Source organism: Mesorhizobium sp. W050, from assembly GCF_054719535.1.
Genome location: NZ_JBTTIH010000001.1, coordinates 3,814,384 through 3,828,741 on the forward strand (window position 1 = coordinate 3,814,384; position 14,358 = coordinate 3,828,741).

Sequence of the window (14,358 nt, forward strand, 5' to 3'; positions counted from 1 at the left end):
CCGTTTCATCAGAAGTATGGCCCGATCACCCTTTCGGCGCTGGCGGGGTGGCCGGCTTGACCTTCGGGGTTTCCTGCGCCGTGTTGGATTCGATCGGCGGCAGGCCCTTCATCAGCTTCTGCTGCAAAATGGCAAGCACATCGGGATCCGGCTTCAGGTCGCGCGCCTGGTTCCACTGGAATGTGGCTTCGAGCTTGCGGCCGACGCGCCAATAGGCATCGCCGAGATGGTCGTTGAGCACCGGATCTTCCGGCTTGAGCGACACGGCGCGCTCCATTTCGCGCACGGCGTCGTCGAACCGGCCCATGCGGAAATAGGCCCAGCCCAGCGAATCGACGATGTAGCCGTCGCTCGGCCTGAGGTCGACGGCCTTTTGGATCATCGCCAGGCCTTCCTTGAGGTTCATGTTCATGTCGACCCAGGAATAGCCGAGATAGTTCAGCACCTGCGGCTGGTCGGGGAACAGTTCCAGCGCCTTGAGGAAGTTCGGTTCGGCCTTGGGCCATTCCTTCAGCCGCTCATAGGCGATGCCGCGCTGATAGTAGATGTTCCAGTTGGCATTGGTCGGCGTCTTCAGCACCGCGACCGCCTTGTCGTAGAGAGTGGCGGCGGAGCGGAAATCCTCCTTCGAGGCATAGACCCCGCCCAGCGCCAGATAGGCGCGCATGTCATCGGGGTGAGCTTCGACGAATGCCTTCAGATGGGCGATCGCCTCGTCGTGACGGTTGAGATCGGCAAGGTTGAGGCCGAGCTGCAGGTCGGAAAGCTCCTTCAGCGGCGAAGAGGCTGGAATGCGGCTATAGAGAGCAATGGCGCCTTCACCGTCCTTCAACTGCTCCGCGACGGCGGCAAGCTGCACCAAAGCGGCGTCGCTGTCGGGCTTGAGCGCGAGCGCATATTGCAGATAGAGGCGCACGAACGGCTCGCCGCCGCCGCGATTGAGCGCGATGGCGAGGTCGAGCAGGATTTCAGCGGCGCCGTCGGAGGGATTGGCGACGAAGGGCTCGATCTTGTCGCCCTTGCTGATGCTGTCGCGAAGCGCCTGGATGTCCAGCTTGCCGGGCGCGAACGCCTCGGCCTTGTCGAGCACGTAGAGCGCCTTGTTCCTGTTGCCCTTGCGCGCCAGAAAAGACGCGTAGGCCTGGGCGTTGCGCATCCATGTCTCGGGCGCGGCACCGCCGGCCGTGACGTCGGTCAGGGTCGCGTCATAAAGCGCGTCGGCCTTGTCCGACAGGCCTGCGGCATCGGCGATCAGCGCGCGGTGGAAGGACTTGAACAGGCCGAACCAGTCCGGCCCCTGCAGTTTGTCGATCGAGACCATCGCCCCGGTGGGGTCGCCGGCGCCCTCTTGTGCCCAGCCGGACATGACGCCGGAAATCAGCCGGTCGAGATCGGATTCGAGCGACAGCTTGAGCCAGTACTGCGCCTTGGTGAAATCCTTCTTGTGGAAGGAATCGACCGCCAGAGCCAGACGCGAGAAGCGCTCGACGTCGGGAACTGCCTTGAGCTTGTCGGCATAGACGAGCGATTCCTCGAAGCGGCCTTGCGCGATCAGCGACAGCATCAGGCTTTGCTGCAGCGAGGTGTCGCCGGGATTGAAGGCGAGCGCCTGCTTGTAATAAGCGATGGCATTGTCGAGGTCGTTGTCGCCTTCGGCGATGCGGGCGGCGAGATAGGCGCCCGAGAAGGAGGTGATCTTGACCGGGTCGGTCGATTCCTTCGCGTAGGCAGGCAGCGGAGAAATCGCCATCCCTGCCACAATTGCCAGCCCTGCGAGCCAGCGCGCACGTCCTTGCCGCATCGTATCCCTTTCAGCCAAGCGCCATCCCGCGTCGGCGCGGAGAAGCCATAGACTCGATGTTTCCTGACAAAGCATGGCCTTTTTGGGGTCAGGCTTCAATCCGGGCCGAATTCACAATCGGGTCACCCGATTAACAAACCATGGCGACGCAGACACTGTCGGTTCCGACAATAGCAGATCGGGGTTGGGAGCTACAGCCTGACATCGCGATATCCGCCTGCCGCTATCGTGCTGCACAGGCCGGCCCACTCGCAACCCTGGCAGGCCTCACGCGTCACGCCGGCTGAAAAGGCCGCGCGCAAGGCGGCAAGCGTTGCCGCGTCGAGGCTGAGACGGACGCCCGCCTCGATGGGCCGGGCCAGCAGCTTGCCGACATCGCGTGCTGCCAGCTCGTCCCGGCCTGCGGCGCTTTCGCGCAAGCAGTGGGGCTCGGCCTCGCCGAGCAGCGGCCGACAGATGTCGTCGGGGCCGGAGACGATCAGAATATCCTCGCCCCGGCCCAGACGTTTCGCGATCACGTCAAAATTGGCGACGAAGGCTCCGCTGTAGCCTTTGCCGACATAGGTCAGCAGGCAAAGCAGATGGTGGGAGCGCAACCTGACGGTCATCGGTCAGGACGCGATGGCGGAGCCTGTTCCATCCCGATGGTATCGGGATGGGGCTCCATCTTTTTGTTTGAGCATGATCTCTTCCGAAAACCGGACTCATTTTTCGGGATCATGCTCCTGCCGGGTCCGCCTTGCCGGAAAACAGCTTGAGCGTCGCGGCGCCGAGCGCCGATTTCAACAGGCCGCCGACGAGGAACGGCAGGAAACCGAAGGCGATGGCCTGTTCGAGGCCGATCATGACGGCGAGCCAGGCCGTTCCGAGAACCAGGCAGGTGAGGTTGCCGAGGACCATGCCGGCGAAGGCGAGCAGCACGCGGTTGCCGTTCCAGCCGCGTTCGGCCAGCCAGCCGACAAGCGCGCCGACGAGCGGGAAGGCGAAGAGATAACCGCCCGTTGCCCCGACGAAATACGACGCGCCCGCTGCCCCTCCGGACAGGACAGGAAAGCCCATGGCGCCCTCGGCGAGCCAGGCGATGATGGTCATGGCGCCAAGCCGCCAGCCATAAAGTGCGCCGACCAGCGTCACGGCGAAGGTCTGCATGGTGACCGGCACCGGCACCATCGGCACCTCGATCTGGGACGACAGCGCCAGAAACAGCGTACCGAGGACGACGGCCGCGGCCTGCCAGCTATGCGAGCGGGTTTGCAGGCGCAACGGGCTGAAGGACGGCTTGGACGGCGAAAAGGCGATGTCGGTCATGGCTGCTTCCCTGGCTGGTTGAATTATAGATAATTTTTAAGTTCGATCTATTATCGAATCCAGATTTACGCGCGGATGGCAACCCCCTCGCTCTGAAACAGGCGGGGGTTGAGTGCAGAGATGAACGAAATCAGAAGGTCGGCGGGACAGCACCCCCCTCTGGCCTGCCGGCCATCTCCCCCGCAAGGAGGGAGATCGGCAGTTCGTTCGACGGCGCTTTTCCTGCAACGTTTGCGATTGGCGAAAGCATTCGCGACATCTGATCTCCCCCCTTGCGGGGGAGATGTCCGGCAGGACAGAGGGGGGTGTGAAGGATCGCGACGCTCGCGCTTGTCAAAGAGGCTGACGATTTGTCCGCAGCCGCTAGCTCCGCCGAGCCCTACCCGACGATGGCAAACGCTTCGCGCATCTTGCCCGACGCGGTCTTGACTGGTTTCTGGCCGATCCACTGCACGTGCCGGCCAAGCGTGGCGGCGGCCGATTCAGTATTGCCCTGCCGCAGCGCGCTGAGGATCGCGCGATGATCCTGGTCGGTGCGGATTTCCCATTCCGAGCGCCAGGCGGCGAACAGGAAGCGGGCGCTTGCGGCGTGCAAATCGTCGATGGTGGCGATGAGCCGCGGCATGCCGCAGGGCGCCAGGATCAGCCGGTGGAAGGTGCGGTTGGCCTCCTCCCAAGAGCGGACATCGCGGGATTTGTCGCCGGCCTTTGTGGCTTCTTCGGCAAGATTGAGAATGGAAGCTGTCAGATGCGGCGCGGCATGGCGCAGCGCCAGCACTTCGAGGGCTGCCCGCATTTCGGCGACTTCCCTTACCTCGCCGAGATCGAAAGCGGCGACGCGCACGCCCCGCCTGGGCTCACTGACCGCCAGCCCTTGCGCCTCCAGGCGCCGGAAGGCTTCGCGCACCGGGACATGGCTGGTCTGGAATTCCTCGGCGATGTGATCCTGCCGCAACCGGGCTCCCGGCTCGATCGCGCCCGATATGATGCGATCCGCCAGCACCTTGCTGATGCGCACGGCGATGGTGTCGTCTGCGGTCTTTGCCATGTTTTATAGATAATTTGCGCCGCAACCGATTGTCGAGCGGTGATTGCCCGATATTGCATGCAAACTTTTGGCGCCAGGCGCGGGTCAGTTCACCCGGCTGATGCAGAAGTCGATGACGTCGATCAGCGCCGATTTCTGCGGCGTCGCCTCCAGCGGCGCCAGCGCGTCGCGGGCGATCTCGCCGAAATGGCGGGCGCGGCCGATGGTGTCGGCAATGGCGCCATGGCGGGTCATCAGGCCGATCGCCTTTTCCAGGCCGGCATCGTCGGTGACATTGTCCTCGATGGCGCGCTTCCAGAAGGTGCGCTCGGCCTTGGTGCCGCGCCGGTAGGCGAGGATAACCGGCAGCGTCACCTTGCCCTCGCGGAAATCGTCACCGACATTCTTGCCCAGCTCCTGGCTGGAGCCGCCATAATCCAGCGCATCGTCGATGAGCTGGAAGGCAAGGCCGAGATTCATGCCGTAGGAGCGCAATGCGGCGCGATCGTTGCGCGTCGCCGATGCGATGACCGGACCGACCTCGGCGGCAGCCGAAAACAGCGCCGCGGTCTTGGCCTTGATGACGGCGAAATGCTCGTCCTCGGTGGTATCGAGGTTCTTGGCTGCGGCAAGTTGCATCACCTCGCCCTCGGCGATGATCGAGGCGGCGCTGGACAGGATGTCGAGCGCTTCCAGCGAACCGACATCGACCATCATGCGAAAAGCCTGGCCGAGCAGGAAATCGCCGACCAGCACGCTCGCCTGGTTGCCCCAGATCATGCGGGCAGTCTTTTTGCCGCGCCGCATGCCGCTCTCGTCGACGACGTCGTCATGGAGCAGCGTGGCGGTGTGCATGAACTCGACCGCGGTGGCGAGCTTGACGTGGCCCTCGCCGGAATAGCCGAACATCTGGGCCGCCGCGAGCGTCAGCATGGGACGCAGCCTTTTGCCGCCCGACGAGATCAGATGATTGGCGACCTCCGGGATCATCTCGACGTCGGAGCCGGCCTTGGACAGGATCAGTTTGTTGACGCGCCCCATATCGGCTGCTGTCAGGTCGATGAGATCCTTGATGGAGGCGGGTTCCCGCTTCCCGTTTTCGATGTTGAGAACGACACCCACCAACAAACACTCCCGTCTTTGATCACGCGTGCGACGGCACCCCTGGTCCCGCCTGGGACTCTAGGGCGGCACATACGGGCACGGCAAGAGGCGAATTGGCGCGGCTGCGGTGACGGCGTGTCAACCTTAGCGACCGCATGCCGTTGCCCGAAAACCGCTCCACACTTTTCGGCGCCATGCTCCAGCGTTTACATCAACGCTGCAACCTGCGAACTTCGTCCGATGATAGAACTCGTGCGCACCAACGATGCCGTGATCATCTCCTTTGTCGAATCGCTGATGCGCGATGCCGGGATTGCCTGCTTCGTCGCCGACCAGAACATGAGCATTCTCGAAGGGTCGATCGGTCTTTTGCAGAAGCGCGTGATGGTCGATGCCGACCAGGCCGATCAGGCGCGGCGCATCTTGAAAGACGCCGGCATCGAGAACGAAATCCGCCAGACATAATGGCTGAAGCGAGCGGGCTTACCAGCGATACGCCGGCCCACACGGTGGATGCCTTCCATCGCGGCCGCTTCTGGCTGGTCCAGCCCAGGACAGGGCATCGCGCCGGGATGGATGCCATGATGCTGGCGGCAGCAGTTTCATCCGGCTTTTCTGGACGCCTCGCCGATTTCGGCGCCGGCGCCGGTGCGGCGGGTCTCGCCGTGCTGTCGCGCTGCCCAGAGGCGCAGGTCGTGCTCGTCGAACGGTCGACCGAGATGGCAGGCTTCGCCACAACCACGCTCGCCCATCCCGGCAATGCGCATCTCGGCAATCGCGCCTCGGTGCTGACCGCCGACGTCACGCTGTCGGGCCGGGCGCGGACGCAAGCCGGCCTTGCCGACAATTCCTTCGATTTCGTCATCATGAACCCGCCCTTCAACGCGGCGCAAGACCGCGCCACGCCCGATCCGCTGCGGCGGCAGGCGCATGTCATGGACGACGGGCTGTTCGAAAGCTGGATCCGGAGTGCGGCTGCCGTCGCCAAGCCGCGCGGGGGCCTGGCCGTCATTGCGCGGCCGGAACAGCTTGGCGACCTCCTCTATGCGCTGTCGGGCCGCTTCGGCGACGCCGAGATGCTGGCCGTGCATCCGCGCCCGGAAGCAGCCGCAATCCGCATTGTCGTCAGGGCAGCGCTCGGCGCGCGCGGCAAGCTGTCGATCCGCCCGCCTTTGATGCTGCATGGGCAAACGGGCGACGGCCCGTCGGAACGAACCGAGATGATCAACAACGGACTGGCGTCGCTGTTTGGCGATTGATTTGGGCCCGTCAGTGTCGTTGCCGCAAAACCGGCACACAGTTGGCTGAGATGGATTGCAGCATTGCCGTTGACCGGCAAATCCCTACATGCGTTGAAGCCATTTGGAGACAGCCACCTCGTGAAACGCCTTTTCAACCGCCTGCTGCCGAAATCCTGGCGATCCAGCGTCGTCACCATTCCCGTCATCAGGCTGCATGGCACCATCATGGCCGGCGGCGGCCCGTTCCGGCCGAGCCTGTCCTTGGCGTCCACCGCCGCCCTCATCGAAAAGGCGTTCCTGTTCGATGCGCCCGCCGTCGCCATTTCGATCAATTCGCCTGGCGGCTCGCCGGTGCAGTCGCGGCTGATCTTCAAGCGCATCCGTGATCTCGCGGTCGAGAAGAACAAGAAGGTGCTGGTCTTCGTCGAGGATGTGGCGGCCTCGGGCGGCTACATGATCGCGGCCGCCGGTGACGAGATCTTTGCCGATCCGTCCTCCATCGTCGGTTCGATCGGCGTCGTCTCGGCCTCGTTCGGCTTTCCCGAACTGATGAAGAAGATCGGTGTCGAGCGCCGTGTCCACACCGCCGGCCAGAACAAGGCGGTGCTCGACCCGTTCAAGCCGGAGAAGAGGGAAGACGTCGAGCGCCTGAAGGCGCTGCAGCTGGAAGTGCACGAGACCTTCATCGACCTGGTCAGGGAACGCCGTGGCACCAAGCTGAAGGACGATCCGGACCTGTTCACCGGCCTGTTCTGGACTGGCAAGAAAGGGCTGGAGCTTGGCCTCGTCGACGCGTTGAGCGACATGCGCACGGTATTGAAAACCCGCTTCGGTGCGAAAACCCAGCTCAGGCTGGTCACCGCGCCGCGTGGCCTGTTTGGCCGCATCGGCCTGTTCGGCTCGAACTTTTCAGCGCCCGATATTGCCGCCGCCGCCGCAAGCGGCGTGATCGATGCGGCGGAAGAGCGCGCATTGTGGGCGCGCTTCGGGCTTTGAAAAAGCGGGGAAAGCGTCTAGCATAAGCGCTTGACAGTCTGCCTTGCCGCCTTGCGAGGGAGGAGCTTTGAAATGCCACAGATCATTTTCTTCGCAGTTGTCGGCGCCGCCGCTTATTTCGGCTACCGCACCTTCGTCCGCGAGGCCGAACGTGTGACCGCCAAGGTGCGGCGCACCGAAAAGCAGGCAGCCAACGGCACCAACGGCACGCTGGTCCAGGATCCCAAGACCGGCGAATACCGCCTGGCCAAGGACTGAGCATCATCCCGTCAGCAGCCGACAGTTTGGATGCCGCAGCCCGGACGTGGCTTGCGCCCGCCAAGATAAATCTGGCGCTGCACGTCACCGGCAGGCGCGCCGACGGGTATCATCTGCTCGAGAGCCTGGTCGTTTTCACCCGCTTCGGCGACAGGGTCGAGATCGAGCCTGCCGACGCCGACCGGTTCTCCGTATCGGGCCGTTACGCGACTTCCGTGCCGATCGACGACAGCAATCTGGTGGTGAAGGCGCGCGAGGCGCTGCGCAGGCAGGCCGGCCAGCAGAGCACGCCGCCGGTTGCCATCCGGCTGGAAAAGAACCTGCCGGTCGCCTCGGGCGTCGGCGGCGGCTCGAGCGACGCGGCGGCGGTATTGCAGGGTCTTGTGCGGACCTGGGGGCTCGACATCGGCGAGGCCGAACTGAGCCGGATCGGTCTCACGCTCGGCGCCGACGTGCCGATGTGTCTTGCGGCAAAACCGCTGGTTGCGCGTGGCGTCGGCGACGAGCTGTCGCTGGTGCCGGATTTTCCGGCGCTCGCTTTGGTGCTGGTCAATCCCGGCGTCGCCGTCTCGACGCCTGATGTGTTCAACGCACTTGAGAAACGCGACAATGAGGGATTGCCGCCGCTGCCGCGTGCATTTGACTTCCACAGCGTCCGCAACTGGCTGGAGATCACCCGCAACGATCTCGAATCGGCGGCGCAGGCGATCCAGCCGCCCATCGGCCGAGCGGTTTCCCTGCTGAACCGGGCCGGATCGGGATTTTCGCGCATGTCGGGCTCCGGCGCCACATGCTTCGGGCTGTTCGAGACCGGCAATGTCGCCAAGCGCGCCGCCGCCGAGATTCGCAGCCGCGAACCGGAGTGGTTTGTCGCCGCGACACGAAGCATCGCTTCGGAGGGGGCCGATGGCCAAAATTGACGAGAGCCGCCCGTTCATCCCGGTGCGCATCGCGGTGCTGACGGTGTCCGATACGCGCAGCCTTGCCGACGACAAATCAGGGCGGACGCTGGCCGATCGCATCGTCGAGGCCGGCCATGTCCTGGCCGCGCGCGACATCGTCACTGACGACCGGGAGAAAATCCGCGACAAAGTGCTGGGCTGGTCGCGCGACAAGGACATCGATGTCGTCATCACCACCGGCGGCACCGGTTTTACCGGCCGCGACGTGACGCCGGAGGCGCTGGAGCCGATCTTCGAGAAGCGCATGGATGGCTTTTCCGAAGTGTTCCACCGCATTTCCTACGACAAGATCGGCACCTCGACAGTGCAGAGCCGGGCGACGGGCGGCGTCGTCAACGCCACCTTCGTCTTCGTGCTGCCGGGCTCGCCCGGCGCCTGCAAGGACGCCTGGGACGGCATCCTGAAACCGCAGCTCGACTACCGCCACATGCCCTGCAACTTCGTCGAGATCATGCCGCGCCTGGACGAGCATTTGCGGCGCGGCAAGGCCGCCTCGTAAACCAAGGCAAAGTGCCGGCCAAGTGCTGCCTTGTCAGGCAGAATGGCGGCTGCGCCTGCGAAAGGATCATTTCCTGAAGGCCGCCAGGCGGGTAATCTGCCACTAGGTCCTTGAGGCGGAAAGATGCCATGACTGCGTATCGCGGCGGCTGCCATTGCGGCAACATCCACCTGACATTCGAAACCGGAATCGAGCCGTCCGAGATGGAGATCCGCGCCTGCCAATGCGCCTTCTGCGTCCGGCATGGCTCACGCGCCGCCGCCGATCCGCGGGGGCGATTGATCGTCGCGGTCGAGGACGAGGCCCGGCTGCACCGATACCGGTTCGGATTGCGCACCGCCGATTATCTCATCTGCCGGGACTGCGGCGTCTATGTCGCTGCTGTGACCACCGACGGCGAACCGAGAGCGATCGTCATCGTCAATGCGCTGGATGACCGGCCGCGGTTCAACCGCGAGCCGGTCCCGATGGACTATGATGCCGAGAACAAAGAGGGTCGCATTGCCCGGCGGCAAGCGCGCTGGATGCCGGTCGAGATCCGCTCCGGCCTCAGCGGATGACCGGTTCGCCGTGGAAGCGGCGGCGCGAGGGCGGCGAGACGCCGAAGCCGACCTCCATCATCAGCCGTGGCGTGGTGGACGGCACAGTGCCCATGTGGAAGCCGAACGGGTCCTCGACGAAGCCGAGGCCGGCCTCACCGGTCAGCGTGACCGGGCTGTCGTCGCCATAGACCTTGAGCACGTCTTGCGCCGGATGGCCGACCAGCAGCGTCAACTGGTGCTTGAGGCTGCGCCTGTTGTGGCTGCCTTTGACATAGACATGCGGGCCGGTGCCGGCATCGCAGGGCTTGAGATAGAAGAAGAATTTCAGCATCCGCCAGTCGTCGAGATCGAAATGATATTTGCCGAGCGAGGCAAGGTTCTTGTCGGCGTCGGAAGCCTCGCCGGTCGGAAAACTCCACCAGACACGCGTGGTGATCAGCTTTGCCTGCCCGCCCAGATAGTGCTGGGCGATGTCGAGCAGCAGCGGCTCGTTCTGGATGGCGAGTGCCGCCTTGCAGCCGAGGATGCGCTCGAAATAGTGTCCGCTGAGCAAAGAGCGGCCGAACCGCTTCTCGGCTTCTGCGTGTTCTCCGGGCATGAATTCGAGCCGGCGGTCGAAATTGCCGAAGCACGGCGTGCTCTGAGCAAAGCTGGCGATCTCTTCGTGCATTGCCTGCGGAAGGACCAGTCCGGAGAACAGGCCATCGGTGCGCAGCGCCGCGACGATCGACTTGAGGTCGACGCCCCTGAACATCGTCGCTCCGGCACTCTGCGCGGGGCGCGCGGCTTTGGCGCCAAGCCAGTGCAGCTTGCGCGCCGGCATGGTGCGGGCAAGCACGAACATCGGCAGCCATGCGGGATTTTCGCGCAGGTCGGACAGATAGGTCGGGATACGCACCGCAATGCGGCGGAGCAGGCTGCCGTTGCGGGCAATGGCTTCCAGACTGGGGGCGCCGGATTTGTCAGGGGACGAAAGGTTCATCGGGGTCCTCAGATATGAACGGGCAGCAACGACGACGCGGCGCTTGCTTACCGCTCCGGCACTACCCAAACCCCGATATCCCGCATCAACGGAATGCTAATCCCGCGTCAGCTTTTGTGCAATGCACAATAGGTTTTTGCGGCGAAAAAGAGGGATGGTGCTGCGACCGTGCCAATGCGGATGAGACGCCGACGCTGCCCCTCATCCGCCCTTCGGGCACCCTTCTCCCTGGGAACGGGAAAAGGGAGAAACATCACTTCTTCGGCGCCATCCAGATTTCGGCGTCGAGCCGCCTGGTGGCGAGACCGCGCGCAAGGGCTTCGGCGCTATGCGCGTTCTTCGACAGGGCAGCGGCCTGGCGCTTGCTGATGACCAGCCCTTCGGCCAGCGCCCGGTTGCCCGAAAACACCCGTGACAGGAACGGCGTGCGGCTGCCGCGCGCACGGCAAAAGCGCGCCGGCATGGTTTGCCGCGCCGTGTGAGCGACAACGTCGTCGATCCAGCCCTCCGCCAGCCTTGCGCCGGGTTCCAGAAACAGCAGCCAGTCACCCTTCGCCTGCCTGATTCCCGCGGCAATGCCGCCGGCCACGAAGTGGCAGCCGGCATGATCGGCAACCCGATGCGTCTGGTCGGTCGAGCCGGTGTCGCAGACGATGACATCGCGCACCACGCCCTCGACCGCGCCGCCGATCAACGAGGCGAGCGTGCGGGCAAGGCCTTCTTCGTCATCCCGGGTTTCGATGAGAACGCTGAGCATTTTTAGCCGAATAGCGGAAAGCCCGGCGCAGCGCCAGTTTTGCATGGCCCAACGAAAAAGTTCTTGCTTTGTTCTCATCAGCGAAATAGGATTATTTTCATGAACAGAGCGATTCGACAGCCAGCCGACAGTCCTTGGGAAAGGGCCAAAATGGAACATATCGTGCGTGCGGACATTGCTGCTTTCGGAGCAGGGCGAGCCGAGATGGCCAATGCGATGATCGAACAGAGCGGCATGCGCGTCCGTCCGGATCGCAACCGCGGCCGTTCCGCCGGCATCAACCCGTCCGGCCGGTTCGAGCCGGTCAGCAGGCATGTGTTCGACGACGGCTGGAATTCGCTGGAGGAATTGCCGCCGTTCAAGACCGAAGTGCAGGTCGAGAAGCCGCGCACCATCATCACCCGCAACGAATCGCCCGACATTTCCTTCGACCGCTCGATCAACCCCTATCGCGGCTGCGAGCATGGCTGCGTCTATTGTTTCGCCCGGCCGACGCATTCCTTCATGGGCCTGTCGCCGGGGCTGGATTTCGAAGCGAAGCTGTTTGCCAAGCCGGATGCGGCGCGGCTGCTCGACAAGGAACTATCGAAGGATGGCTATCAGCCGCGCACCATCGCCATCGGCACCAACACCGATCCCTACCAGCCGATCGAGAAACAATACCGGATCATGCGCGAGATCCTCGAAGTGCTGGAGGCCCGCGGCCATCCGGTCGGCATCGTCACCAAATCCCATCTGGTGACGCGCGACATCGACATCTTGTCGCGCATGGCCGAACGGGGCTTGGCCAAGGTGGCGCTGTCGGTGACAACGATGGACCGCATGCTGGCGCGCACCATGGAGCCACGCGCGTCGACGCCGACCAAGCGCCTTGAGGCGATCCGGCAGCTTTCCGATGCCGGCATCCCGGCCTCTGTCATGGTGGCGCCGATCATTCCCGGCCTGACCGACCAGGAGATGGAGCGCATCCTCGATTCGGCACGCGCCGCAGGCGCCCGCGAGGCCGGCTATGTCATCCTGCGCCTGCCGCTCGAGGTGGCGCCGATCTTCAAAGACTGGCTGCTGCGCCATTATCCCGACCGCTACCGGCACGTGATGTCGCTGATCCGTTCGATGCGCGACGGCAAGGACTATGATTCGGAATGGGGCAAGCGGATGAAAGGCGCCGGCCCCTATGCCTGGCAGATCGGCCGGCGCTTCGAGATCACGGCCAAGCGGCTCGGCCTCAACGCCGAGCGGCGCACGCTCCGAACCGACCAGTTTGTCGCCGCCGCCAAGGCGACCGAGCAGCTGATGCTGCTCTGAGAGTAGCGCCTGCCCTGCCCTCGTGGTTGGCAGGCGACCCAAGAATCCCGTCCGGCCTGTCCCCCGGCCTGCAGACGGTGCCCTCCCGGTCTTGCCCCACTCGACCCTGGAGGGACTTGCGGAGAATCGGAGCCGATGCGAACCTCGCCGCAACATGGCTCGCGCACGTTCCGATTCTCCGCTTCTTTTCGAAATCGTCGAAAAGCCCGATTTCTCCTTCGAGACGAAGGCGATGGCCGAAGGCCTGTGGCCGGTGGCAGGCATGGACGAGGCCGGCCGCGGTCCGCTGGCGGGGCCGGTGGTGGCGGCGGCCGTGATCCTCGATCCCGCCAACATTCCCGACGGGCTCGACGATTCCAAACGGCTCAACCATTTGCAGCGCGAGGCGCTGTTCCTGAAAATCCTGGGGTCAGCGCTCGGCGTGTCGATGGCCTCGGTCAGCGCCGAAGGCATTGACGGCAGCAACATCCTCAAGGCCAGCCTGGAAGCCATGCGGCGCGCCCTTGCCGGCCTGCCGATCCAGGCGAAGCTGGCGCTGGCCGATGGCCGCGATGTGCCGCCGGGCCTCCTCTGCGAAGGCCGCGCGCTGATCAAGGGCGACCAGCGCTCGCAATCGATCGCCGCCGCCTCGATCGTCGCCAAGGTGATGCGCGACCGCATGATGTGCGGCTGCGGCAGCCATCACGAGCGCTACGGGTTCGAGGTCCATATGGGCTACGCCACCGTGCGGCACCGCACCGCGATCGAAGCGCATGGGCCGGTGGCAAGGCTGCACCGGGCATCATTCGCGCCGTTCAGGCTGGGTGGGGTTGAGGTGGTGGAGGAAGAAGGGTTTGTCGGGTTGGACAGCTAAATCTCCCCCCTTGAGGGGAGATGGCCGGCAGGCCAGAGGGGGTCACCGCGCGTCAAGCGCCAGCCCTTCTTCGCAGCAGAATGCGTCGCGCCCGGTCGAACCGACCCCTGCCGCCTTTGGCGACATCTCCCCCTTGTGGGTCCCACACGGGGGGGAGATTGTCCGCGCTCAACAAAAAAGCCGCCAGGTTGCCCGGGCGGCTTGATGTCAGCGAGTTAACCCCGCTCAGTTCAGCCTGGCCTTCACGTCCTGCAGCGCGGACTTGAACAGGTCGGCGCCGGCCTTGGCGTCGATCTTGCCGGCAAGCAGCGTGCGGGCCGCCTCGACAGCGATGTCGACGGCGCTGGCGCGCACTTCGGCGACGGCTTCGCGCTCGGCCTGGCCGATCTTCTGCTCGGCAAGCGCGGTGCGGCGGGTGACATAGTCTTCGGTCTTCTTGTGCGCCTCGGCGGCAAGCATGTCGGCTTCGCGCTTGGCGGCAGCGACGATGGCTGCGGCCTCCTGCTCGGCTTCCTTGCGCTTCTTCTGGTATTGGCCGAGCAGTTGCTGGGCCTCTTCGCGCAACCGGCGGGCTTCCGCAAGCTCGTCGCTGATCTTGGTCGCGCGGGCGTCGAGCGACTTGGCGATCAGGCCCGGCACCTTGATGTAAACGGCAACGCCGAGGAAAATGACGAGGGCAACCGTTGCCCAGAGCGTTGCGAGAGATGTGGCGTCCATAATGTG

Annotated in this window: 17 protein-coding genes; 9 read left to right on the forward strand and 8 right to left on the reverse strand. The window is 64.4% G+C overall.

Going from position 1 to position 14,358, the window contains the following annotated elements; genetic code table 11:
* Positions 1-25: 25 nt before the first annotated feature.
* The 5 genes from ACYG9Y_RS18675 to ACYG9Y_RS18695 form a co-directional block, all read right to left on the reverse strand.
* Complete coding sequence (locus ACYG9Y_RS18675; RefSeq protein ID WP_023738469.1) at positions 26-1,801, reverse strand: tetratricopeptide repeat protein; 1,776 nt, start codon at positions 1,799-1,801, stop codon at positions 26-28.
* A gap of 191 nt (positions 1,802-1,992) precedes the next feature.
* Complete coding sequence (locus ACYG9Y_RS18680) at positions 1,993-2,409, reverse strand: DUF1284 domain-containing protein (RefSeq protein ID WP_023738468.1); 417 nt, start codon at positions 2,407-2,409, stop codon at positions 1,993-1,995.
* 109 nt (positions 2,410-2,518) lie between these two features.
* Complete coding sequence (locus tag ACYG9Y_RS18685) at positions 2,519-3,109, reverse strand: biotin transporter BioY (RefSeq protein WP_023738467.1); 591 nt, start codon at positions 3,107-3,109, stop codon at positions 2,519-2,521.
* A gap of 379 nt (positions 3,110-3,488) precedes the next feature.
* Complete coding sequence (locus ACYG9Y_RS18690) at positions 3,489-4,157, reverse strand: GntR family transcriptional regulator (RefSeq protein ID WP_023687112.1); 669 nt, start codon at positions 4,155-4,157, stop codon at positions 3,489-3,491.
* Between the two features lie 84 nt (positions 4,158-4,241).
* Positions 4,242-5,258: a polyprenyl synthetase family protein gene (locus tag ACYG9Y_RS18695; RefSeq protein WP_023668471.1), complete on the reverse strand. Its 1,017-nt coding sequence runs from the start codon at positions 5,256-5,258 to the stop codon at positions 4,242-4,244.
* Between the two features lie 222 nt (positions 5,259-5,480).
* On the opposite strand from ACYG9Y_RS18695, the gene ACYG9Y_RS18700 reads away from it, so the two are divergent.
* From ACYG9Y_RS18700 to ACYG9Y_RS18730, 7 genes are all read left to right on the forward strand, one after another.
* A complete protein-coding gene (locus ACYG9Y_RS18700; protein ID WP_023692106.1) occupies positions 5,481-5,705 on the forward strand; it encodes a putative signal transducing protein in 225 nt (74 codons plus the stop codon).
* Complete coding sequence (locus ACYG9Y_RS18705; protein ID WP_023745501.1) at positions 5,705-6,499, forward strand: tRNA1(Val) (adenine(37)-N6)-methyltransferase; 795 nt, start codon at positions 5,705-5,707, stop codon at positions 6,497-6,499. The genes ACYG9Y_RS18700 and ACYG9Y_RS18705 overlap by 1 nt, the downstream gene beginning before the upstream one ends.
* Before the next feature lie 120 nt (positions 6,500-6,619).
* Positions 6,620-7,477 (forward strand): S49 family peptidase, encoded by an 858-nt coding sequence (locus ACYG9Y_RS18710; protein WP_023738466.1) that lies wholly within the window; start codon positions 6,620-6,622, stop codon positions 7,475-7,477.
* A gap of 72 nt (positions 7,478-7,549) precedes the next feature.
* Positions 7,550-7,735 (forward strand): membrane protein, encoded by a 186-nt coding sequence (locus tag ACYG9Y_RS18715; protein WP_023668475.1) that lies wholly within the window; start codon positions 7,550-7,552, stop codon positions 7,733-7,735.
* Between the two features lie 26 nt (positions 7,736-7,761).
* Complete coding sequence (locus ACYG9Y_RS18720; RefSeq protein ID WP_023738465.1) at positions 7,762-8,655, forward strand: 4-(cytidine 5'-diphospho)-2-C-methyl-D-erythritol kinase; 894 nt, start codon at positions 7,762-7,764, stop codon at positions 8,653-8,655.
* On the forward strand, positions 8,642-9,196 hold the full coding sequence (gene moaB / locus ACYG9Y_RS18725) for a molybdenum cofactor biosynthesis protein B (RefSeq protein ID WP_023738464.1): 555 nt from the start codon (positions 8,642-8,644) through the stop codon (positions 9,194-9,196). The genes ACYG9Y_RS18720 and moaB overlap by 14 nt, the downstream gene beginning before the upstream one ends.
* 128 nt (positions 9,197-9,324) lie before the next feature.
* Entirely contained in the window at positions 9,325-9,756 is a 432-nt protein-coding gene (locus ACYG9Y_RS18730; protein WP_023738463.1) for a GFA family protein, read from the forward strand.
* Here the strand turns inward: ACYG9Y_RS18730 and ACYG9Y_RS18735 are convergent.
* The gene (locus ACYG9Y_RS18735) at positions 9,746-10,720 is read right to left on the reverse strand and encodes a hypothetical protein (RefSeq protein ID WP_023738462.1); all 975 of its coding nucleotides are present in this window, start codon (positions 10,718-10,720) and stop codon (positions 9,746-9,748) included. The two genes, ACYG9Y_RS18730 and ACYG9Y_RS18735, sit on opposite strands and share 11 nt — an antisense overlap.
* A gap of 253 nt (positions 10,721-10,973) precedes the next feature.
* Entirely contained in the window at positions 10,974-11,477 is a 504-nt protein-coding gene (locus ACYG9Y_RS18740) for a glycosyltransferase (RefSeq protein ID WP_023738461.1), read from the reverse strand.
* Positions 11,478-11,627: 150 nt separating this feature from the next.
* Between ACYG9Y_RS18740 and ACYG9Y_RS18745 the strand changes: the two genes are divergently transcribed.
* A complete protein-coding gene (locus tag ACYG9Y_RS18745; protein WP_023684378.1) occupies positions 11,628-12,782 on the forward strand; it encodes a PA0069 family radical SAM protein in 1,155 nt (384 codons plus the stop codon).
* A gap of 154 nt (positions 12,783-12,936) precedes the next feature.
* Entirely contained in the window at positions 12,937-13,635 is a 699-nt protein-coding gene (locus tag ACYG9Y_RS18750; protein ID WP_023726390.1) for a ribonuclease HII, read from the forward strand.
* Between the two features lie 225 nt (positions 13,636-13,860).
* On the opposite strand, the gene ACYG9Y_RS18755 is transcribed toward ACYG9Y_RS18750, so the two are convergent.
* Positions 13,861-14,352: a F0F1 ATP synthase subunit B gene (locus tag ACYG9Y_RS18755; protein ID WP_023668483.1), complete on the reverse strand. Its 492-nt coding sequence runs from the start codon at positions 14,350-14,352 to the stop codon at positions 13,861-13,863.
* Positions 14,353-14,358: the final 6 nt, after the last annotated feature.